The 19303-nt window shown below is 66.8% G+C and carries 19 protein-coding genes; 15 read left to right on the forward strand and 4 right to left on the reverse strand.

Annotation, left to right across the window (positions count from 1 at the left end):
- Positions 1-213: 213 nt before the first annotated feature.
- The 12 genes from G3I56_RS41955 to G3I56_RS42010 all read left to right on the forward strand — a co-directional run bounded on the left by G3I56_RS41955 (position 214) and on the right by G3I56_RS42010 (position 10242).
- A complete protein-coding gene (locus G3I56_RS41955; protein ID WP_343240221.1) occupies positions 214-1194 on the forward strand; it encodes an acyl-CoA dehydrogenase family protein in 981 nt (326 codons plus the stop codon).
- 233 nt (positions 1195-1427) lie between these two features.
- Positions 1428-2099 (forward strand): hypothetical protein, encoded by a 672-nt coding sequence (locus G3I56_RS41960; RefSeq protein WP_164418689.1) that lies wholly within the window; start codon positions 1428-1430, stop codon positions 2097-2099.
- 14 nt (positions 2100-2113) lie between these two features.
- Complete coding sequence (locus tag G3I56_RS41965) at positions 2114-3175, forward strand: hypothetical protein (RefSeq protein ID WP_164418691.1); 1062 nt, start codon at positions 2114-2116, stop codon at positions 3173-3175.
- Between the two features lie 48 nt (positions 3176-3223).
- Positions 3224-3526: a hypothetical protein gene (locus G3I56_RS41970; protein ID WP_164418693.1), complete on the forward strand. Its 303-nt coding sequence runs from the start codon at positions 3224-3226 to the stop codon at positions 3524-3526.
- Positions 3523-4782: a putative T7SS-secreted protein gene (locus G3I56_RS41975; protein ID WP_164418695.1), complete on the forward strand. Its 1260-nt coding sequence runs from the start codon at positions 3523-3525 to the stop codon at positions 4780-4782. Before G3I56_RS41970 ends, G3I56_RS41975 begins: the two co-directional genes overlap by 4 nt.
- Complete coding sequence (locus G3I56_RS41980; RefSeq protein WP_164418697.1) at positions 4782-5684, forward strand: hypothetical protein; 903 nt, start codon at positions 4782-4784, stop codon at positions 5682-5684. Before G3I56_RS41975 ends, G3I56_RS41980 begins: the two co-directional genes overlap by 1 nt.
- Before the next feature lie 68 nt (positions 5685-5752).
- Complete coding sequence (locus G3I56_RS41985) at positions 5753-6370, forward strand: hypothetical protein (RefSeq protein ID WP_164418699.1); 618 nt, start codon at positions 5753-5755, stop codon at positions 6368-6370.
- Positions 6371-6842: 472 nt separating this feature from the next.
- Entirely contained in the window at positions 6843-7130 is a 288-nt protein-coding gene (locus tag G3I56_RS41990) for a hypothetical protein (RefSeq protein WP_164418700.1), read from the forward strand.
- Positions 7131-7181: 51 nt separating this feature from the next.
- Positions 7182-8531, forward strand: a complete 1350-nt coding sequence (locus tag G3I56_RS41995; protein WP_164418703.1) for a putative T7SS-secreted protein — start codon at positions 7182-7184, stop codon at positions 8529-8531.
- A 13-nt stretch (positions 8532-8544) separates the two neighbouring features.
- Positions 8545-8964: a hypothetical protein gene (locus tag G3I56_RS42000; protein WP_164418705.1), complete on the forward strand. Its 420-nt coding sequence runs from the start codon at positions 8545-8547 to the stop codon at positions 8962-8964.
- Positions 8954-9631 carry a hypothetical protein gene (locus tag G3I56_RS42005; RefSeq protein ID WP_164418707.1) on the forward strand — a complete coding sequence of 226 codons (678 nt, stop codon included), beginning with the start codon at positions 8954-8956 and terminating at the stop codon, positions 9629-9631. Before G3I56_RS42000 ends, G3I56_RS42005 begins: the two co-directional genes overlap by 11 nt.
- 77 nt (positions 9632-9708) lie before the next feature.
- Positions 9709-10242 carry a hypothetical protein gene (locus G3I56_RS42010; RefSeq protein ID WP_239135445.1) on the forward strand — a complete coding sequence of 178 codons (534 nt, stop codon included), beginning with the start codon at positions 9709-9711 and terminating at the stop codon, positions 10240-10242.
- A gap of 86 nt (positions 10243-10328) precedes the next feature.
- On the opposite strand, the gene G3I56_RS42015 is transcribed toward G3I56_RS42010, so the two are convergent.
- Positions 10329-10532, reverse strand: coding sequence for a DUF397 domain-containing protein (locus G3I56_RS42015; RefSeq protein ID WP_164418711.1), 204 nt, complete (start codon positions 10530-10532; stop codon positions 10329-10331).
- A gap of 9 nt (positions 10533-10541) precedes the next feature.
- Positions 10542-11393, reverse strand: coding sequence for a helix-turn-helix transcriptional regulator (locus tag G3I56_RS42020; protein WP_164418713.1), 852 nt, complete (start codon positions 11391-11393; stop codon positions 10542-10544).
- A 236-nt stretch (positions 11394-11629) separates the two neighbouring features.
- Here G3I56_RS42020 and G3I56_RS42025 point away from each other — a divergent pair, with 236 nt between their 5' ends.
- On the forward strand, positions 11630-12070 hold the full coding sequence (locus G3I56_RS42025) for an ATP-binding protein (protein ID WP_164418715.1): 441 nt from the start codon (positions 11630-11632) through the stop codon (positions 12068-12070).
- Positions 12071-12095: 25 nt separating this feature from the next.
- Here G3I56_RS42025 and G3I56_RS42030 read toward each other — a convergent pair whose 3' ends face one another.
- Positions 12096-12773 (reverse strand): hypothetical protein, encoded by a 678-nt coding sequence (locus G3I56_RS42030; protein ID WP_239135446.1) that lies wholly within the window; start codon positions 12771-12773, stop codon positions 12096-12098.
- A gap of 184 nt (positions 12774-12957) precedes the next feature.
- Between G3I56_RS42030 and G3I56_RS42035 the strand changes: the two genes are divergently transcribed.
- On the forward strand, positions 12958-13653 hold the full coding sequence (locus G3I56_RS42035) for a hypothetical protein (protein ID WP_164418717.1): 696 nt from the start codon (positions 12958-12960) through the stop codon (positions 13651-13653).
- 130 nt (positions 13654-13783) lie between these two features.
- On the opposite strand, the gene G3I56_RS42040 is transcribed toward G3I56_RS42035, so the two are convergent.
- Positions 13784-14083 (reverse strand): WXG100 family type VII secretion target, encoded by a 300-nt coding sequence (locus G3I56_RS42040; RefSeq protein WP_006380729.1) that lies wholly within the window; start codon positions 14081-14083, stop codon positions 13784-13786.
- A gap of 281 nt (positions 14084-14364) precedes the next feature.
- On the opposite strand from G3I56_RS42040, the gene G3I56_RS42045 reads away from it, so the two are divergent.
- Positions 14365-19017, forward strand: coding sequence for an FtsK/SpoIIIE domain-containing protein (locus G3I56_RS42045; RefSeq protein ID WP_164418719.1), 4653 nt, complete (start codon positions 14365-14367; stop codon positions 19015-19017).
- Positions 19018-19303: the final 286 nt, after the last annotated feature.

Below are 19303 nucleotides of genomic sequence, written 5' to 3' on the forward strand. Positions count from 1 at the left end.
CAGGCCCTGCTGGCCCTCGCACGCCGACGCCTCAACGTCCTGTGGGCGATGATCCGTGACGGAGAGTGCTTTCACGCTTCACCTCCCGTCACGGGAGCGGCTTGACAACACGATTGGGAAGTCCCTTGCCGGTACGGCGGTTACCAGTCCCCCCTGCACACCCAGGTCGACGCCCTGTCCGAGATCGCCGCCGCCTGCGGCTCGGCCGGCTTCATGGCTCTGATCCAGGCCGGCTGCGCCTACATCGCGGCGCTCTTCCCGGACGAGGCCCAGGACGAGATCTTCACCTCCCCCGACGTACGGGTCGGCGGCACCCTCATCCCCGACGCGACAGCCGTCGCGCGACCCGACGGCAGCTACGTCGTCAACGGCACCTCGGCCTTCGCCACCGGCTGCCGGGACGCCGACTGGCACCTGCTGACGGTCCGCGTCGAGCCCGATGCCGACACATCCGACAACCCGCCCGGACCTCCCGGTCCTCCCGGTCCTCCCGGTCCTCCCGAACTCCTCTGGGCCGCCATCCCGATGACCGACCTGGAGATCCTCGACGACTGGTACGTGTCGGGGCTGGCCGGCAGCGGCAGCAACAGCGTGGTCGCCCGGGACGTCGTGGTCCCCGCGCACCGGGTCCTACCGGTGGGCCCCCTGCTCGACGGCACGATCGCGTCGAAGACCAACGCGGCCGACCCCTTCTACGGCATGCCGGTCCTGCTCCTCTTCTGCGCCTGGACGCCCCCGAACGCCCTCGGCCTGGCCCGCTCAGCGCTGACGGAGTTCACGGAGCGCATCCACCACCGGGGCATCACGTACACCTTCCACGAACACCAGAACGAGGCGACGGTCACCCACCTCCAGGCGGCCGAGGCGGCGATGAAGATCACCTGCGCTGAGCTGCTGACCACCGACTTCGTCACGACGATCGAGTCAAGGGCGGCGACCGGCACCCCGTACACGCCGGAGGAGCGAGCCAGGATCAGAGCCCAGAGCGGCTACACGACCCGCCTCTGTAAGGAGGCCATAGACCTGCTCGCCTCCGCCTCCGGCGCATCCTCCCTGCACCGCGAGGTCCCGATCCAGCGAACAGTCCGAGACATCCACGCCCTGAGCCTCCACTCGTTCGTCAACCCGACGACCAACCTGGAGCTGTACGGACGGGTGCTGTCGGGGCTGGACGCGGGGACGCCGTTCCTTTAGCTCCGATAGCTGCAGCGAAGGCGGAGGAAACAGCGTGGCTTCGGGCAATGCCGTAATGCCCGGGGCCGAGCGCATCCCCGGGTGGACACGATCGGGACACAGGACGCATCGATTTTGCCCCCATAGATTCACAAACACCCCCGACGCGAAGGCAGTCCAGCCTGGCAGGACCACAGGCCCCCCAGATACCGTCAGGGCTTTCAGCTGTATCGACATCTCACGGGGAGCCCACCTTGAAGCGCCGTTCTTTGCCCGTTGCTGCCGCGCTCACCGCGACCGCAGCCCTGCTGCTGACGGCCTGCGGCAACGGAGCCGACAAGTCCACCGACAACAACAAGATCGCCGGCGCCGACCAGACCACGGCGACACCGACGAAGTCGGCGGAACCCTCGGCGTCAGCGGCGGAGGCCAACCCGGACGGCGTGGATGTGTCCCTGCCCAAGGACATCAACCTGGTCTTCGACTGGACCAAGCCGACGGACAAGAACGAGGCGGCGGCGATGGACGACGCCGCGAACTACATCCGTGCCATCTATCACGGCGTCGACAAACGAGCGGCCGACGACGCGGCCGTGACCGCCTACTCCACCGGCAACGGGCTGACCTACGCAAAGACCCAGATCGAAAGCAGGCTCAAGGGCGACTGGACGGCCACCGGCACGCGGCGCCAGTACCAGGCCACCACTAGGTCCACTGCGAACGGCAACTCCGTGGAGGTCGCGTTCTGCGTGGACTCAAGCAAGTTCTATGGCAAAGAGGTCAAGACCGGGAAGGTCTTGAAGACTACGCCCAGCATCTCGGACTTCGCCTACTTCAAGATCATTATGATCAAGTTCCCTACGAGCGACAGCCTGTGGCAGGCGTCCAAGGTATTCGTCGAGACGAAGGCGGCGCAGTGCCAGTGAGTAGCTTGCGACGCATGCTTCTCGGTGCCACTGTGCTGATGCTGACCTTCGGCATCAGCGGCCTCGCACATCCGGCCTACTCCGAGGAACCATCGGCCTTCGACGAAGGCGCCAGTTCGGAGCAGCAGGGCGGCAGCGACACCACAGGCATCTACGCCGCCGCCAAGATCCAGTACTCCGGCTCCGTCGCCAAGGGCGGCAGGACCGGCAACGTAACGTCGGCCGACGTCAACTGGACGCCCCCTGCCTGCTGGTACGCCCCCTACCTCGGCGCCAAGGACTTCAAGGCGAAGATGTCCAAGAGCATCGAGGACTCGTTGAACACGCCCGGCATGGGCGGCACCGCAGGCTCGGCGATCGGCGACGTGCAGCGCCACTACGAGGACGACTACGGCTGGACCGACACCCCCGGCTACAAGGACTACAACGTCGACAAGGACGGCGACGGGATGTTCTGGGCCGGTGTCGAGAACCCCAACGAGCCGGATGTTCTCAAGCGGATGTCCTGCACCGACCTCCCCTTCTGGGTCGACAACGGTGAGGCCCCGCCGCCCCAGTACGAACAGGCCATCAGCCCGGAGATACTCGCAGGCCTCGCCTACCAGCACATGCAGCTCCCCGACACCAAGGTCACCCTCGCCCCTGCGGCCAACACCAAGGTGAACCTGCCCACTTGGGCCTGGCTCGACAAGGCCGTCTTCGACGAGGTCCAGGCGACGGCGGCCCTCAACGCCCCTGGCTTCAACATCCAGGCCACGACCACCGCCAAGCCGGTGTCCCTCAAGATGGAGCCGGGCACCGAGGACGCCGAGACATACCCGGCCTCCGGCGAGTGCGTCATCAACGCCGACGGCTCCATCGGCGAGCCCTACGCCACGGGCAAGTCCAGCCAGACACCGCCGTGCGGAATCAAGTACCTCCGCTCCTCGGGCGACGGAACGTACAAGCTCAGGGCGACCATCACCTGGGACATCGCCTGGACCGGCACTGGCGGCGCGGGCGGCGACCTGCCCAACGGGACGTTCGGCAGCGAACAGGCGATCACCGTCCAGGAGATCCAGGCCGTCAACCGCTGAGAACCGAGTTGCCTGCTCGGGATCACCAGCCCCGCCGGAAGGAACAGGATGGCGAACGACTCAGACCTCAAGGTGAATGTCGACCTTCTCGTGGAGTCGGAGTCCCGGCTCCGCAAACTGAAGAAGGAATTCACCAACCTGGAAGCACGAAACGACGACATACGTGAGCACTGGGGCAGCAGCGGCATCACCGATGCCATGGACGAGTTCGTGGACAACTGGGACGACTACCGCAAAGCCCTGCTCCAGAACATCGATGTCGTAGGCAAGCTGGTCAAGGCCACCATCGACGGATTCACGGGCTTGGACGCCGAGCTTGCCAAGCAACTGCGCAAGGGAGCGAGGAAGTGACGACCGCGCCGAAGACTCGCCCCCGCGACTGGCATCCGCTCGCGGAATCGGACCCGGTCCCAGGGGATCCCGACGAGATACGCGCCGAGGTCCGGCACATAAAGGGCGTCGCGAGCTCCCTCCGCGAACAGGCCCGGTTGCTCAGCGGCATCGGCGACGACAACGAGCTCAAGGGCGAGTACGCCGACTCACTGCGGGACAAGTCCGAAGGGCTGGAGAAGCAGCTGCGCGAAGTGGCGGAACGCTACGAGCGCGTGCACGGATATCTGTACAGCTGGGCAGGCGAGCTGGAGGACTTCCAGAGGCAGGCCGACAAGGTCCTCGCCAACGCGAAGCAGGCCCAGGAAGAGGTGGACGCCGAGAAGAAGAAGGCCTCGGAGAAGGCCAAGCCGGGCGAGCCGAGTTCCTCCCCCAGCGGCACGGACCACGATCCGCTCAGCGAGTTCCGGCTTCAGCTCTTCCGCATAGAGGCGGAGCGGGACGAGCGGGGCAACCATTTCGCGGGCAAGATCCGTGACCAGCTCGACGACGCCATCGAGGACAGCTTCTGGGACGACGTGAAGGGCTGGGTCTCCGAAAACGCCGAAACCTTCAAGGCGATAGGCGACTTCCTCGGCGATCTGAGCGGCATCCTCGGCATGCTGGCGATCATCACGATGCCGTTCCCGCCCCTCGGGGCGATCTTCGCCACTGCTGCCGTCATCACCAGCGGCCTCGCGCTCCTCAGCCATCTCACGGCCAAGGCGGGCGGTGCGGACGTCAGTTGGCTGAACATCGGCCTGGACGCGCTCGGCTCCATCCCGGGCGTCGGCGCGTTCGCCAAAGGTGTCAAGGTCGCCGACGGTGCAGTCGCTGCCGGCCGGGCCGCGAGGCTGGGTTCGGGGGTCCGCGGCGTCACCACGATCGGGCGGAACATCGTGGGTATCGGCGACAACGTCGCGGGCGCTGTGAACCTCACCGTCAAGGGCAAGACCATAGGGCTGTGGGGCCTCAAGCATGGCGGCCTGATCAAGGCCGACGGACTCATGGGGCGTATGACCATGGTTGCCGAGCAGACGGTCCACAACGGTCAGTGGCTCGGGACTCGCGGCCTGAGTCTGGCAAGCCGGGGCAGGTGGTCGATCGACCCCATGAGTAACCTGGGCCGCGGTATCGACGCGGGCATCAAGATCGCTCCCAAGCTGTGGTCGATACCCACGCACCTCGGTGACGCCATTCACCCCGGCGACCGCTTCGAATCGGCGGTCGCCTCCTGATGAGGACGGACAACCCTGTGGACCGGCACCCGGAATCCGATGAGGACGAGACGGAACTGGCGCGCTACCCGGTCTCGTTCGCGACCGGCACCGCCGCGTCCGTGGAGGGAAGACGCTCCTTCCGCGACCGCCGGCGCAACGACGTCGAGCCCGAGCTGCCGGGCTGGCCGGTCGGGCCCGCGTTCTCGGTCCGCGGGCTCCCGGGAAAGGCAGGAGTGCACGTCAGCACCGGCGTCTCGGGTGTCTTCGCCGTGGCAGGTGGCATCCTCTCCGACCTGTTGGGCGGCAGCACGGTCAATCCCGAGCCGGGACGCGGGAAGCTGGAGGATCGGGAGAACGAGGTCGACGACTTCCCGGTCATGTGGGCCGACGCCGACGACACAGCCCGTACGGTGCCCTGGCAACTCGACCCCTCCCGACGCCCTTCGGGATACGTCACGGAGATCGTGCTGACCACGCGACGCCTCCTCGTCACGGGCTCCGGCACTGTGCTGTGGGAGACACCGCGAGAAAACGTCGCCGAAGCGACACCCCGCCGATTCAGCCTGGGCCAGTCGGACTTCAGGCTCCTTTTCCAGGACGGTTCCTGGGTACGGCTGACCATGCGAGTCTCCGATCACACGACGGAGTTGCTCGGCCTGCTCGCCGGAAGCCATCGCAGGCTGTCCGAATCCGAGCTCTCGGCGGAACAGCGGGAGCGGATCTCCCGCTTCACGGCGACCCTGCCCACGGGGACGCCGGCGCCCACCCTCACCCTGCTGCCCAGCGGACTGGTCAGGGTCCAATCGGCTGTGCTCGGCAGCAAACCGGGGGTGGTCTCCGAGTCACGGGGGTTCGTGATGGACGAGGCCGGTAAGGACGCGACACCGCACTCCGGAGACATAGGACAGGGCAAGGCCTGAACGTGAGCACCAGCAACATAGGTTCGCCCGGTACTCCGACAGTCATCGACGATCCGACTGTCCCACCCATGTCGTTCGTAGCACCGGACGGCTTCCATGCCCTGCCCGTCGACGCGGACCCGGACGGCAGGGCAGCCGCAGCCAACGAGTTCGCACGCGGGCTGTTTCCAGAAGGGAACGCCGGCCTCTGGGAGTCCGCGGCGCCCTTCTACGCCGGCCTCACCGAAGTCTTCGCGAACGTTGGCATCGCGTACTCGGCCATGTGCGTGTTCAGCGACGACAACGGCGGTGTCGTGCACTGCTCGTTCACCGTGGGGGCCGTCGAGTCCTCGCACACCAGGCCCGAGGACGCCGCCGACGTGATCGCGCAGGGCTTCGCCCGCGATCCACTCACCGACAGCCGCCGCATGACCCTGCCCTGCGGCCCGGCCGTATCGAACATCACGCTCCGCGAAGTCGTCATCGGCCCGGAACTCACCTCCACAGGCGAGGAGGGCAGACTCCTCACCGGCCAGATCCAGGTCTTCGTCCCCTTCCCGGAAGCCCCCTTCGTGGCGGTCTTCACACTGGACACCGCAGCCATGGACCACTGGGGAGAGCTCTGCGACATGACGGCGGCCGTCCTCCAGACGGTGTCGTTCGTAGACCCTGCCGATCCTTCGGTCGAGGTTGCTCCAGTCGGCTGATCCCGGAAGTTCAAGGGAGGTCGCGAGGCGAAGCCCGAGCCCACCGCCAACCTCCCTTTGTAACCCGATTCGAGAAGCCTCTCAGGCAAGTTCGCACTGGCGAAACCTCCAGCCTCGCCGCTACCGTCATTCCCTTGACTGAATCTTTGTCTCACGGGGAGCCCACCTTGAAGCGCCACTCGTTGGCTGTTGACGTCGCGCCTGCCGCGGCCGCAGCTCTCCTGCCGACCGGCGACGCCCGCACGGACGGAGTCCGCGACATGGGTTCAGTCCTTCGTGGAGAGCTACGCGACCTTCACCGGTGCCATCCACCCACGGTCGGCGTGTCCGGCGGGAGAGGGCCAGCGAGAAGTGTGCTCCGAGGCGGCGCTTGGAGAATCCGGGCCGCTCGGTCTCGTAGTGCTCAGAAACACGATCCTCCATCTTCATCTCTATAGTTCACGTCTCGCTACGGATCTTCGGGGGAATGCCAATGTCGGACCTGATCGTTGACTTCGGCCTGCTCAACACGTCGGCAAAACAACTCAACGCCATTCAACGCGAGTTCAAAAATCTCGGCGAATGGAAGGATGAGGTCAAGTCGGCAGTTGGAGCCTCCGAAATCAAGGAGGCCATGACCGAATTCATCGACAACTGGGACGACAACCGTAAGCGTCTACTGGAGTCGCTGGAATCCGTCGGCAAGATGGTCGAAGGAACTCGAGACACGTTCAAGAGCCTCGATGATGAGCTGGCCAAAGCCGGGAAAAAGAAGAAGTAGGGGCCGTACGTCCCGTTGAGTACCTGCTGAACGTTTTCTTCTGGGGGAGAAATGGCAAGACCGAAGGACTGGCACCCACTGCGCGAGAGCGATCCCGTACCAGGGGATCCAGAAGGCATCCGCGGCCAGGTCACGCACATGAAGAAGATCGCCGAGTTCCTGCGTACGCAGGCTGCGGCGCTCACAGCGATGGCCGACGCCGACAACCTCAAGGGCCAGTACGCCGAGAAGCTGGGCGAAGACGCCCGCGGTCTGGGCCGCAAGCTCGACGAGACGGAGGACCGCTACCGCGAGGTGAAGGGCCACCTGTCCAACTGGGCTGACGAGCTGGAGGATTTCCAGCGGAAGGCCGACAAGGCCCTCGGTGACGCTCAGGAAGCCCAGCGCATCATCGACCGTCACGCAGCCAAGGCGGACGACAAGTCGGGCTCGGAAAAGAAGAGGGACGGGGACAGCAAGGAGGACGGCAGTTCCCCTGCGGAGGATCCCGAACTCAAGCGCGCCAAGGAGGACCTGGAGGACGCGCGGAAGCGGGTCAACACAGCGGCCGGTGACTATGAGGAGCGAGCCGGCCACTTTGCGGGCAAGATTCGGTCGTCCATTGATGACGACATGAAGGACAGTTGGTGGAACGACGTCAAGGCGTGGGTGGCTGACGCCGAATGGCTCGGCAAGTGGGCAGATGGGTTGAGCTGGGCTGCGACAATCGTGGGCTTTGCCGCCATGTTCTTCCCTTTCCTCGGTCCTCTCGCGCTCGCACTCACCATCGCCGTGGCTCTGATCCACCTCGCGCAAGCGCTCACCGGAAACGGCTCGTGGTTCGACGTCATCATGGACATCGGCGCGCTCAAAATGGCGCGGAACGGAATCAAAGCAGCCAAGGCCGTCAAAGCCCTCCAGGCGAGTTCCCGCAAGACCGCAGCCGGGCTGGCCAAGGACAAAGCCGCTGCGCAGGCCTCTCGGGGTAACTCTGGAGCGAGAAATACGGCGGCACGCGCCGAGCGGAGGCGTGGCGGCACGTCGAGCAAAACACGCGAAAAGGCCCGTGCCCGCCGCCTGAACATGGAAAACCAGAACCGCGCAGCCGGGAAACGTGCGTCCGACGAGGTGCGCGATGCCGACATGCCTCAGGTCAGTGCACAGGAGACGGCGGGTGTGCTGGGCGACAAGGCACTCGGCCGCCAGATGAAGGACATCAAGAAGTTGCGGGACGAGTACCCGGACAACAGCGCACTCGCCGACAACGCCCGCCAGGCCGAACGCCACAAAGACACGATCCGGGGCTCGTGGGGGGTCTCAACCAGCCTGGACCTGGCCGACAAGAGCGGAGACTTCGCCACCGACGGAGAGTACGGCAGGATGAAGGACCGAATGACCGCGCCCGTAGGCTCGCAATGGTGAAGGAAGCACGCTGATGACCGACGCCCCCCGCGCCAGGGAAGCCGACCCGGCCAACCTACGAGCCCCGCGTTTTCTGTACGGCTTGGCAGCTGTCAAAGTGGTTTTCGTTCTGGCTGTGCTGCGCGCGTTCGCCGCGCCCTTCACCAAGGACTTTTTCGACGAGGAATTGATCTCCACGCCGACCTGGGAGTGGGCCATTTGCTCGCTCACTCCGGGAGTCCTGGTCTTTCTAGCGCGGCGTCCGGAGGACTGGGCCGGGCTAGCGTACGAGCGCAACTTCCTCAGGATTCCGTTGGGTTTCTACTTCATCTACGCACTGGCCTTCGCTGTTCTTCAGGGCGTGTGGATTCTCTGGATCGCGGTCGCCGCAAGTATCGGTACCTTCGCGGGCATCCGGTACCTCAACGGTAAGGAGGCCGCTCATGCTCACTGACGAAGCCGACCCGTCGGCGGAAACCATCGCGCCTGTCACCGGCTACCGCCTTCTCCTCCCCGACCAGTGGGCCCAGGTCCCTCTGCGCCACGGCACCGAGGAAGCTGTCCACCGCATCCTGGAAGATGCCTACACCCGGGTTCCCAAGGACGCGCCACCCGACAAGGTCGGCCCGTACAAGCGGGAACTGGCGCGAAGGTTCCGGCGGGCCGTCGCGCAGGCCCAGCAGACCAAAGGTCTAGACCTCTATCTGCCAGTGAAGCCCATGGGCGGCGGAGAGTTCAACTTCAGTCTGGGCGCCTCGATCCTCGTCTCGGAGAGCCTGCTCCCGCGACGCTTCGGGACGAACGGCGCGGGAGAACCGACCGACATTGCAGTGCAGTTGTTGTCCCAGGACGGAGTGGAAGGGGCCGATCTCAGCTCCGGTGAGATCGACGGCGCCCTCGCCGTGCGCCGGGAGCACGTTGCCGCGGCTGCCCCGGACCGGGGCGCGGAACTGGCCTCCCGACGGGTCGAGTACATCGTGTCCGTACCCGGCGATCCCGACCGCTGGTTCGTGGCCGCCTTCTCCACCATCGGAGGCGGAAATCCGCAGGACGAGCTGGCAGAAGCCCTCGTCGAGTGGTTCGACGCTGTGATGGCCAACTTCCGCTGGAGGCGGGGATGAGCGAGTTCTGGCCCATCATCGACATTGAGTATGTCGATGCCTATCCGTGGGTCATTCTTCCGCCACGCGGTGGGCCCTTGGCCCCCTTTGAAGAATGGGACGACATCCGGACATGGTGCCACGAAGCAGCCGAGGACCTGTGGGCGGATCGTGAGCTCGATCCCGGCCCCAACGGCGTGGACTTCGTAAGCACCACCCTCGCGCGCTGCGCCGAAGCCTTCTGCCCACCCGGCTCACAGCACTGGCTCTTCCTCCACCTCGACCACCCCACCGACCTACCGATCCCCGTCTGCGTAGCCATCGGTCCGGCCCAACGCCCCCGCGAGGAAACCCTTCGGGCCCTGACCCTGGCGGACGACCCGGAGGCCGTCGAACCGCCGGTCGTCAAGACCTTCAAGGCCGAGCGGCTGGGGGAAGGCCTGACAACCTTCCGGTACGTCCCCCAGGACGACTCACCGCACCTGCTCGCCTGTGTGCGTTACGCGTGGCAAGTCGAGGAGCACGGAGCAGACGTCGTGATGTGGACCGCGATCGACGACATCCCGCGCCTCATGAGCGCCTCCGAGGACCTGGAGAACCTCGCGCACTCGCTGGCGATCTGGATTCCCTGAACCGGGGCTGCGGGACGGAGACATCACCCAGCCGTGTCACCGTCGGCTTGGAGAGCGGGCGAGAGAACTGACGTCGGTGGGCGCGGTCAGGCTGCCGTACGTGAGCTGTCGGCCTTGAGCACCTCGACAAACGCCGTGAAGGCTACGAGGCGGAAGGTGAGTGTGGCGTCCGCTGGGACTTTTGAGTCGCGTATAGCTACTCGGGTGCGGAAGGAGGCTATCTCGACGCAGTCGTTGCCCTCGCCGCCACCGGAGAAGGACGACTTCCGCCACCTGGTGGGGGTGATCATGACGGTTCCTCACATTTCCTTGGCCATCCGGTGGATGAGGTCACGTGACTGCTCGGGGATGAGCGACGCTCCCTTCACCCTACGGAAGAGCTCCCGGAAGTGCTCCAGTTGGGCCTGGGAGTCAATGAAGGTCGTACTGTGCGGGGCGTCGCGTACGACAGTGTCCAGGTGGGGCACCGCTCCGCCCAGATACACCATCGTGCTTCCGGCTCCCGCGAAGTCGTCCAGGCCGAACGGGATCACCCGCACGGTCACGTGGTCCTCCTCTGACAGCTCCAGGATGCGGGCCAGTTGAGCCTGGGAAGCGGCGCGGCCCGCCACCTTGATGCGGAGCGCTGCTTCGTGGATCACGGTCTCGTACGGAATGGGATTGGAGCCCTCGATGATGGCCTTCCGCTTCATCCTGTGGCTCACCCGGTGCGTCAACTCGGCTGCTGGGAACTCCGGGTTCATGTAGGAGAAGAGGGCGTGCGCATAGGCTTCCGTCTGGAAGAGCCCGGGCACGTGAATGACCGCCACATCGTGGCGATACGTCGCGTGGTGGTCCAGTTCGGAGAGGTCCAGGTAGGCAGCCGGGAGGACACCCCGGAACTCCTCCCACCAGCCTCGGGTCCGGTCCGTGGCCATGGCCACCAACGCGTCGATCAACTGAGAGTCCGGACACGCATAGTTGGCGGCGAGCCGACGAACGCGCTCCTCGCTGACACCTGCGACGCCGGCCTCGATCTGACTCATCTGAGTCGAGTTCACCCCGAGCAGGGTTGCCGCCTCGGTGGCTTTCAGCCCTGCGGCATCCCGAAGTTTGCGCAGCTCCGCGCCCAGGCGCACTTGCCGCGCCGTGGGGTGTCGCCGTGTCGCCATGTACAGCTCCCTGGCTCAAATCTCGGTTGGGGGTGCCCCGTTCGGGCGTCAGATTACGCGAGCGACTTGCGTGGTCGCAATTTTAAGACCTACTGTCGGTGACGCGACGCACACACTGCGAAAACCGGGATCCCGGAAGCGCACCGCTCCTCCCTGCCACGGCGGCTGCGGCACAGCCACCGCCCGAAACCCGCCGACCTCTCCTCAACCCCCCTCCCCACCAACGGAGTTCACGCATGCCCGAACTCGAAGGAAACACCCCCGCCGAGCCCGAGCCCTGGGAGTACGTCCTCCACATCCCCCACGACCTCCGCGCCGTCACCGTCTGCCGCCGCACCGTCCGCCTCGTCCTCACGATGCACGGCCTGATCCGCCTCACCGACATCGCCGAACTCCTCGCCACCGAGCTGGTCTCCAACGCCGTACGCCACACCAAGGGCCCCATCGCCCTACGCCTACGGATGCGGGCCGGCGTACTGCGCGTCGGAGCATGGGACGCCGACCCCGAACCACCCAAACCACCGCTCTCAGCAGAGGCATTGGCCCAGCTCACGCACAGTGAAGAAGGGCGCGGCCTCGCCCTGGTCAGTTCCTGCGCCGACCTCTGGGGCTGGCAGCCACTGAGCAGGGATGGCAGGCGAGGCAAATACGTATGGGGTGACCTCGTCGCGGCATAGCTCGTGCTCGTTGATCGCGGACCCGTCAGCCCCGCTCGCCCCTGGCGTCGTACTCCCGATCCCACCGGCTCTGCCGAACGCCACCCCACGTACCCATCGCCACGGCCGCCACGATGAGATACGTGAGCAGTTCCCCGTACGAGATCGTGTCCACGGCATCGACCGGCCGGGCGACGCCTTCGGGGTCGTAGCGGACACGCAGGGTGTCCCCCTCCGACACCGACTCCCTGCAGCCGTCCTCCTCCGAGAGCGAAGGCCAGATCGCACGCCCGGCGGACTCCCGTACCAGGCACTTGTCGGTCTTGCCCTCTTCTTTGTGTACGACCACGGCCTCGGTCCACCGGCCGCGATCCGCCAGACCGTCCTGATCGCCGGCCTGTTTGCCGATCGTGCCCAGTGCCACTCCCGCGACAACGGGCACGAGGAACTGCCACGCGACCTTTCGCCGCCTGACCGGAACCCGGCGCAGCCACAGCACAGGTACCAGCACCGCCGCCAACGGCAGCACGAACCAGGCGAGTACCAGTGCCGCGCCACCGAACGGGTTCGGCAGAGGTGCCGCGGGGACAAGCCAGGCCAGTCCTGCGGAGCCTCCGGCGCACGCGAGAGTACAGAGTGACCAGCGAATCATCTCGATCCGCCGCCAGGAGACCTCATCCGCAGGCTCTGGCCGTACGTCAGCCTGGGACGAGTTCGCTGCCATTTTTCCCCCGGCACTCGGACCGGACCCGGCCACGGTCACGCCCGGTCATCACGTCAGTCTGTCTTTTCGTCCTTCGACTGCACAGCTATTGCTTCCCGTCCATGTGTCCCGCTCGCACAGCCCACATTCGCCTCTGCGCCCGAAAAGTATCGGACAGCGCAGAACCTGGAAGGAGACCCACGACGTGACATCCAGAAGCAAGCAGCGCCTGGCAACGGACCGCCTCGGCATCCACGCCGAAGCCGGTGAATGGTGCTGGATCGACAAGATCCCGCAGCCCCCGGCGGACGTGCTCCAGGCCGCGGGCAACCCCCGGCTCCGCCCTGCCAGGCTGCCCCCGTTGGGCATGTTCGGCGCGGTGCTCGGGGCGCCGTTCATACCGCTCATCATGCTGTTGAGTTTGCTGTCCGATGCGGAGGAAGCCGTCGAGCGCTCCCTCGGTTCGAAGGAGGAGAAGGCGCGGTGGCAAGCCAAGAAGGAGGATGGCAAGCGCCGGGACGCCACCATCGCCGAACAAGGCCTCGACAAGGTCTTCGACGGGAACTGGGGCGCCAACGCCGGGCAGTTCCTGTTGAGTTGGTACGGTCACTCCACCCACCACCAGCGACTGCTGCTCGCCACCGAGGACGGGATCGTCCTGGCGGCTCCGCCGAAGCGGGTCAGCGTGGGGCGGGAGAAGCACATGCAGATCGTCGCCCGCATCCCCGCCGCCGAGGCGACCCTCGTCGACCCGTTCTCCGGGGAGTTCGAGACGAGGATGCTGCTGATCCGATTCCGTGACGGATCCTGGCTGCGAGTCGAGACGGAAGAACTCCGTAGCGAGCTCCACATGTACGCGCTCCGGCATCCCCTCCCTGACAGATCCCTCCCCGACAGCTGACGGGGCCCGGGGGTGGGACCGGGACCGGGACGAAGACCGGGCGCCGCCCGGTGCGTTCACAGCATGCGCTGTCGCACCGGGCGGGCGCCTCGCAGAGCCTGACCTGTCGAGTCTGTCGACTGCCTCTCGGCTACTTCTTCGCCGACTTGGCCAGTTCCTCGTCGATCTGCTCGAACTTGTCCGCGGCCATGGTCAGGTAGTCACCCATGCCGTCCAGACCGTCCAGCGTGTCCTTCGCGCCGCGGGTGAACTCCTCGAAGTTCTCGTCGAAGGCCTTCGACGAGCTCTTCGTCACGTAGCCGGACTCGACCAGGTTCGCGATGTACTTGCGCAGGCCGTCCAGCTTCTCCTGGAGCTTTTCCTTCTCCTTCACGACATGCTTGGCAGCATCCCGCATGTCCTGATATGTGACATCAAGGTCCTTGGCCATGAAGCTGCTCCCTCGTCAAAGTGCCGCAGGGCCAACCCCCGTGGCTTCCCTGTTCCAACTCGCTGTTCCAACTCGCTGAGGCAGCAGCTTACGGGTGTGGCGCGAGGGGAGACATCCCGGTTCTGGAACAGAACTGTTCAACACCGTTCCGTCACCGATTCACCATAGGGAAGAGCCCCGATCCCACCCGTTGCCCTTCTGTCATAGGGAGCGGATATCGTCACTGCGTACGGTGGCTGGCGTTGTGGAAGCGGCCACGGGGGCCGTTGGGGAGGACAACCGTGCGCCTGACTCTGACCGTGGTCGATCCGTTCGGCGGGAGCAGCGCCGACGTCGTGCTCGACGCGGATCCCGAGTCCACCGTCGGGGACATCGCCCAGGAACTGGCGAAACAGGTCGGCCACAGCGGTGCCCAGATCATCCCGCTCGGGCATCACGGGCAGGTGCCCCCCAACAACTCCCCCCTTGTCTATGTGGACGGTTACGCCGTCGACCCGAGCGCGAACGTCAGTGGATCGCCCTTGCGCGAAGGGGCCGTTGTCAGTCTTCAGGATCCGGCCGGGTGTCTGCCCGGGGAGCCGACCGGGCTCGTCGAGCTGCGGGTCGTGGGCGGGCCCGTCGCCGGGTTCGTGCACCGGCTCGGGGTCGGACGGTACGACATCGGCAGCGGGCCCGCCTCGTACATCCGGATCGACGATCCCGAAGTCGACGCCCGCGCCCTCACGTTGTCAGTTGCAACCGATGGCACCTGCCAGTTCGCCGTACACGGGAAGAAGGGCGACGAGAAGGACAGGGACAAGGATGGGGGCAAGGGTGGGGACACGGATGGGGACACGGACGGAGACACGGGAAGCGTCACTCTCGACGGCAAGGACATCGCCGACGTCGAGGGAAACGAGTGGCCCCTCGGCGGGCAGATCGCTATCGGCAACTCCCTTGTAGAGCTGGCCCGTTACACCCCGCCCAACGCCGCCCTCAAGTGGTCCGAGGACGGCGTCGGCCTCGACTACAACCGGCCGCCCCGGCTGCGCGCCCCCGACCGGCAGACCAAGTTCCGGCTGCCGTCGCCGCCCCGGGACTTCGAGGCCCGGCCGCTGCCCTGGCTGATGGCGCTGACGCCCCTGGTGGGCGCGATCGTGGCCGTGGCGATCTTCGGGCGCTGGTACTACCTGATCATGGCCGGCCTCAGTCCGATCATGCTGTTCGCCAACTACTCCATGGACAAGAAGCACGGGCGCAAGTCCCATGCCAAGCAGGTCAAGGAGTACAAGGAGCAGAAGGCGCGGATCGAGAAGGACGCGCAGGAAGCCCTGCTCGCGGAGCGACAGGACCGGCGGCACGCCATTCCCGACCCCGCCACCGTCCTCTCCCTCGGCACCGGACCTCGTACGCGGCTGTGGGAGCGGCGGCGTACCGACCGTGATCATCTGCTGCTGCGGGTCGGCACGGGGCAGTTGCCGTCCGAGGTCGTGCTCGACGACCCCGAACAGGACGAGCACCGGCGCCAGGTGACCTGGAAGATCGAGGACGCGCCGGTTGCGTTGTCCCTGCGGTCGCTCGGGGTTATCGGTATGGCCGGTCCCGGGGATTCGGCTCGCGCGCTCGGGCGGTGGGCCGTCGCCCAGACCGCCGCGCTGCAGAGCCCCATGGACGTCCAGTTCTACGTACTCAGCGAGAGCACCGCGCAGGAGAGCTGGGACTGGGTCCGCTGGCTGCCGCACACCAGGCCGTCCGGCGGGCAGGACGTCAACGTCCTCATCGGGACGGACGCGGAGACCGTCGGCGCGCGGATCGGCGAGCTGACGCAGATCCTCGACGCGCGGAAGAAGGCCCTTGAGCAGAACAAGGGGCAGCGGGCGTCGTTCAGCGACCCGGACATTGTCGTTGTGTGGGACGGGTCCCGGCGGCTGCGGTCGCTGCCGGGCGTCGTCAAGCTGCTGCGCGAGGGGCCGGCCGTGGCGATGTACGCCCTCTGCCTCGACGCCGAGGAGCGGTTCCTGCCCGGTGAGTGCCAGGCCTTCGTCGTCGCCGAGCCCAAGGCCGAGGAGCACGCCGACCCGGCGTACGCAGCCAACCAGGGTCAGCCTCAGCCGCCGGTCGCGGGCGGGTTCCCGTCCTTCCCCTCCTTCCATGCCTGGCATGCCGCCGACAGCGAGCCCGACCGGCGCGCCCAGGCCGACAAGCTGCGGCTGCGCGTCGAGGAGGAGAGCGCGGAGCGCGTGCGTGACGTACGGCCCGACTTCGTCTCCGCCGCCTGGTGTCTGCGTCTGGCCCGGTCCCTGTCCGCCCTGCGTGACATCAGCGGCGAGACCGAGGACTCGGCGCTGCCCGGGTCGAGTCGGCTGCTCGACGTACTTCAGTTGGAACCGCCCACGCCCGACGCGATCACCGCGCGCTGGCGGATGGGCGGGCAGTCGACGATGGCTGTCATCGGTGAGTCGTACGACGGCGCGTTCGGCATCGATATTCGGAAAGACGGTCCGCACGGGCTCATCGCCGGTACGACCGGTTCCGGCAAGTCAGAGCTGCTGCAGACCATCGTGGCCGCGCTCGCCGTCGCCAACACCCCCGAGAACATGACGTTCGTGCTCGTCGACTACAAGGGTGGCGCCGCCTTCAAGGACTGTGTGCATCTCCCGCACACCGTCGGCATGGTGACCGACCTCGACGCCCACCTCGTCGAGCGCGCCCTCGAATCGCTCGGCGCCGAGCTGCACCGCCGTGAGCACATCCTGGCCGCCGCCGACGCCAAGGACATCGAGGACTACCAGGACCTCGTGCGCAGGGATCCCTCGCATCCTCCCGTCCCCCGACTCCTCATCGTCATCGACGAGTTCGCGTCGATGGTGCGCGACCTGCCGGACTTCGTCACGGGTCTCGTGAACATCGCCCAGCGTGGCCGTTCCCTCGGTATCCATCTGCTGCTGGCCACGCAGCGGCCGTCGGGTGTCGTGTCCCCGGAGATCCGCGCCAACACCAACCTCCGTATCGCGCTGCGCGTGACGGACGGCGGTGAGTCGTCCGACGTCATCGACTCGCCGGAGGCCGGGCACATCTCCAAGAACACCCCCGGGCGCGCGTACGTACGACTCGGCCACGCCTCCCTCGTCCCCTTCCAGTCCGGACGTGTCGGTGGACGCCGGCCCGGAGCGGCGGACCCGGCGGTACTCATGCCCTGGTCGGGGCCGCTGGCCTGGGAGGACCTGGGCCGGGCCGCGCTGAAGAAGCCCAAGGTCGAGGCGCGGGAGGACGAGGAGATCACCGACCTCAAGGTGCTCGTCGACGCCGTGCGCGACGCCAACCGGTCGCTCGGTATCCCGCCCCAGCACAGCCCCTGGCTGCCCGCGCTCTCCGAGACGCTGCTGCTCGACGAGATCGAGACCCCGGCCTTCGCCGACCACAGCACGGGCAAACTGGCGCCCGTCCCGTACGGCATCGAGGACCTGCCGGCCGCCCAGGCGCGTCGCCCTGTCGTCGTCGACTTCGCCACCTTCGGGCATCTGATGATCGGCGGCGCCCCGCGCAGTGGCCGCTCGCAGATCCTGCGTACGATCGCGGCCTCGCTGGCCCGCACCCACTCCACCGCCGACGTCCACCTGTACGGCATCGACTGCGGCAACGGCGCGCTCAACGCGCTGAGCCGGCTGCCGCACTGCGGGGCTGTCGTCAGCCGTAACCAGACCGAGCGCGTGATCCGGCTGGTCAACCGGCTCAAGGGTGAAATGTCGCGCCGGCAGGACCTGTTGGCGGAGAAGGGGTTCGCGGACATCGGCGAGCAGCGGGCCGCGTCCGAGGCGGACGAGCGGCTGCCGCACATCGTCGTCCTGCTGGACCGCTGGGAGGGCTGGGTGCCCACCCTCGGCGAGGTCGACCACGGCTCGCTGACCGACGAGTTGACGACGATGATGCGCGAGGGCGCGAGCGTCGGCATCCACCTTGTCCTGACCGGTGACCGCACGCTGCTGGTCGGCCGGATCGCCACGCTCACCGAGGAGAAGTACGGGCTGCGGCTCGCCGACCGCAGCGACTTCTCGACGCTCGGGATCCCGCACCGCAAGGTCCCGGAGGAGATTCCGCCGGGGCGTGGTTACAAGAACGAGTCCGGTATCGAGACCCAGTTCGCGCTGTTGTCGGAGGACACGACCGGTCAGGGTCAGGCTGCCGCGATCACCGCGATCGGGGAGGCGGCTGCGGCCCGGGACGCCCAAGTGCCGCGCTCCCGGCGCCCGTTCCGTGTCGACAGCCTGCCGTCGCGGATCTCGTTCGCGGATGCGTGGGGCATGCGCGACCCGGAGACCTCCGGCTCCCGCCTCTGGGGGCTCGTGGGTATCGGCGGCGACGACATCACCGGCTTCGGCCCCGACCTCGCGACGGGTGTGCCGACGTTCGTCATCGCCGGGCCGGCCAAGTCGGGCCGCTCGACGGTGCTGATGAACTTCGCGCAGTCGTATCTGTCTCAGGGCGTACGACTGGTCATCGCGGCGCCGCGCCAGTCGCCGTTGCGGCAACTGGACGGCGTGGACGGGGTGTTGAAGATGTACACCGGCGACGACATCGACGAGGACGACTTCGAGGAGCTCATCGACCAGGCGTCGGTCGAGGAGCCGATCGTGGTCCTCGTAGACGACGGGGAGATCCTGGAGGACTGCGACGCCGCGAGCCAGCTGAAGAAGATCGTCTCGCGGGGTGCGGAGCGGGGGCTCGGGCTTGTCATCGCGGGTGACGAGGAAGACGTCTGCAGTGGGTTCAGTGGGTGGCAGGTCGATGCGAAGAAGGGGCGGCGGGGGATTCTGCTGTCCCCGCAGGAGTCTTCGAGCGGGGATCTGATCGGGCTGCGCATCAGCCGGAGCATGGTGGGTGGGCAGGTGGCGCCGGGCAAGGGGATGTTGCATTTGGGGGATGGGGAGTTGCGTACGGTTGTCATCCCTGGGTGAGTTGGGGCCGGGTGAGGTGGGGGGGGTACGGCGGCTTGGTTTCGCCCCCGCCGCCCCTACCCGTCCCATCCCGTACCTGGGGGCTGCGCCCCCAGACCCCTCTGTCGGCCCTGAACGGGCCTCGTCCTCAAACGCCGGACGGGCTGGAGATGCCCGGGCCTAGGCCGTGTTTTGGAAGTCGCGGGCGGCTAGCCAGATGATGAGGCCGCTCGCGATTCGGCCGATGCCGTGCTCAGTGGTCACGTGGTGTTCGCGGCGGGTGGTGTCGCGGCGGACCATCTCGTAG

Source organism: Streptomyces sp. SID12488 (assembly GCF_010548275.1).
Taxonomy (GTDB): domain Bacteria; phylum Actinomycetota; class Actinomycetes; order Streptomycetales; family Streptomycetaceae; genus Streptomyces.

Excerpts from the sequence above, each read along its gene's own strand:
- G3I56_RS42015 (WP_164418711.1), bottom strand. The coding sequence starts at position 10,532 with ATGATCACCCCCACCAGGTGGCGGAAGTCGTCCTTCTCCGGTGGCGGC.
- G3I56_RS42030 (WP_239135446.1), bottom strand. The coding sequence starts at position 12,773 with ATGGCAGCGAACTCGTCCCAGGCTGACGTACGGCCAGAGCCTGCGGAT.
- G3I56_RS42025 (WP_164418715.1), top strand. The coding sequence starts at position 11,630 with ATGCCCGAACTCGAAGGAAACACCCCCGCCGAGCCCGAGCCCTGGGAG.
- G3I56_RS42005 (WP_164418707.1), top strand. The coding sequence starts at position 8,954 with ATGCTCACTGACGAAGCCGACCCGTCGGCGGAAACCATCGCGCCTGTC.
- G3I56_RS41965 (WP_164418691.1), top strand. The coding sequence starts at position 2,114 with ATGCTTCTCGGTGCCACTGTGCTGATGCTGACCTTCGGCATCAGCGGC.
- G3I56_RS42040 (WP_006380729.1), bottom strand. The coding sequence starts at position 14,083 with ATGGCCAAGGACCTTGATGTCACATATCAGGACATGCGGGATGCTGCC.
- G3I56_RS41990 (WP_164418700.1), top strand. The coding sequence starts at position 6,843 with ATGTCGGACCTGATCGTTGACTTCGGCCTGCTCAACACGTCGGCAAAA.
- G3I56_RS41995 (WP_164418703.1), top strand. The coding sequence starts at position 7,182 with ATGGCAAGACCGAAGGACTGGCACCCACTGCGCGAGAGCGATCCCGTA.
- G3I56_RS42020 (WP_164418713.1), bottom strand. The coding sequence starts at position 11,393 with ATGGCGACACGGCGACACCCCACGGCGCGGCAAGTGCGCCTGGGCGCG.
- G3I56_RS41955 (WP_343240221.1), top strand. The coding sequence starts at position 214 with ATGGCTCTGATCCAGGCCGGCTGCGCCTACATCGCGGCGCTCTTCCCG.
- G3I56_RS41980 (WP_164418697.1), top strand. The coding sequence starts at position 4,782 with ATGAGGACGGACAACCCTGTGGACCGGCACCCGGAATCCGATGAGGAC.
- G3I56_RS42000 (WP_164418705.1), top strand. The coding sequence starts at position 8,545 with ATGACCGACGCCCCCCGCGCCAGGGAAGCCGACCCGGCCAACCTACGA.
- G3I56_RS41985 (WP_164418699.1), top strand. The coding sequence starts at position 5,753 with ATGTCGTTCGTAGCACCGGACGGCTTCCATGCCCTGCCCGTCGACGCG.
- G3I56_RS41970 (WP_164418693.1), top strand. The coding sequence starts at position 3,224 with ATGGCGAACGACTCAGACCTCAAGGTGAATGTCGACCTTCTCGTGGAG.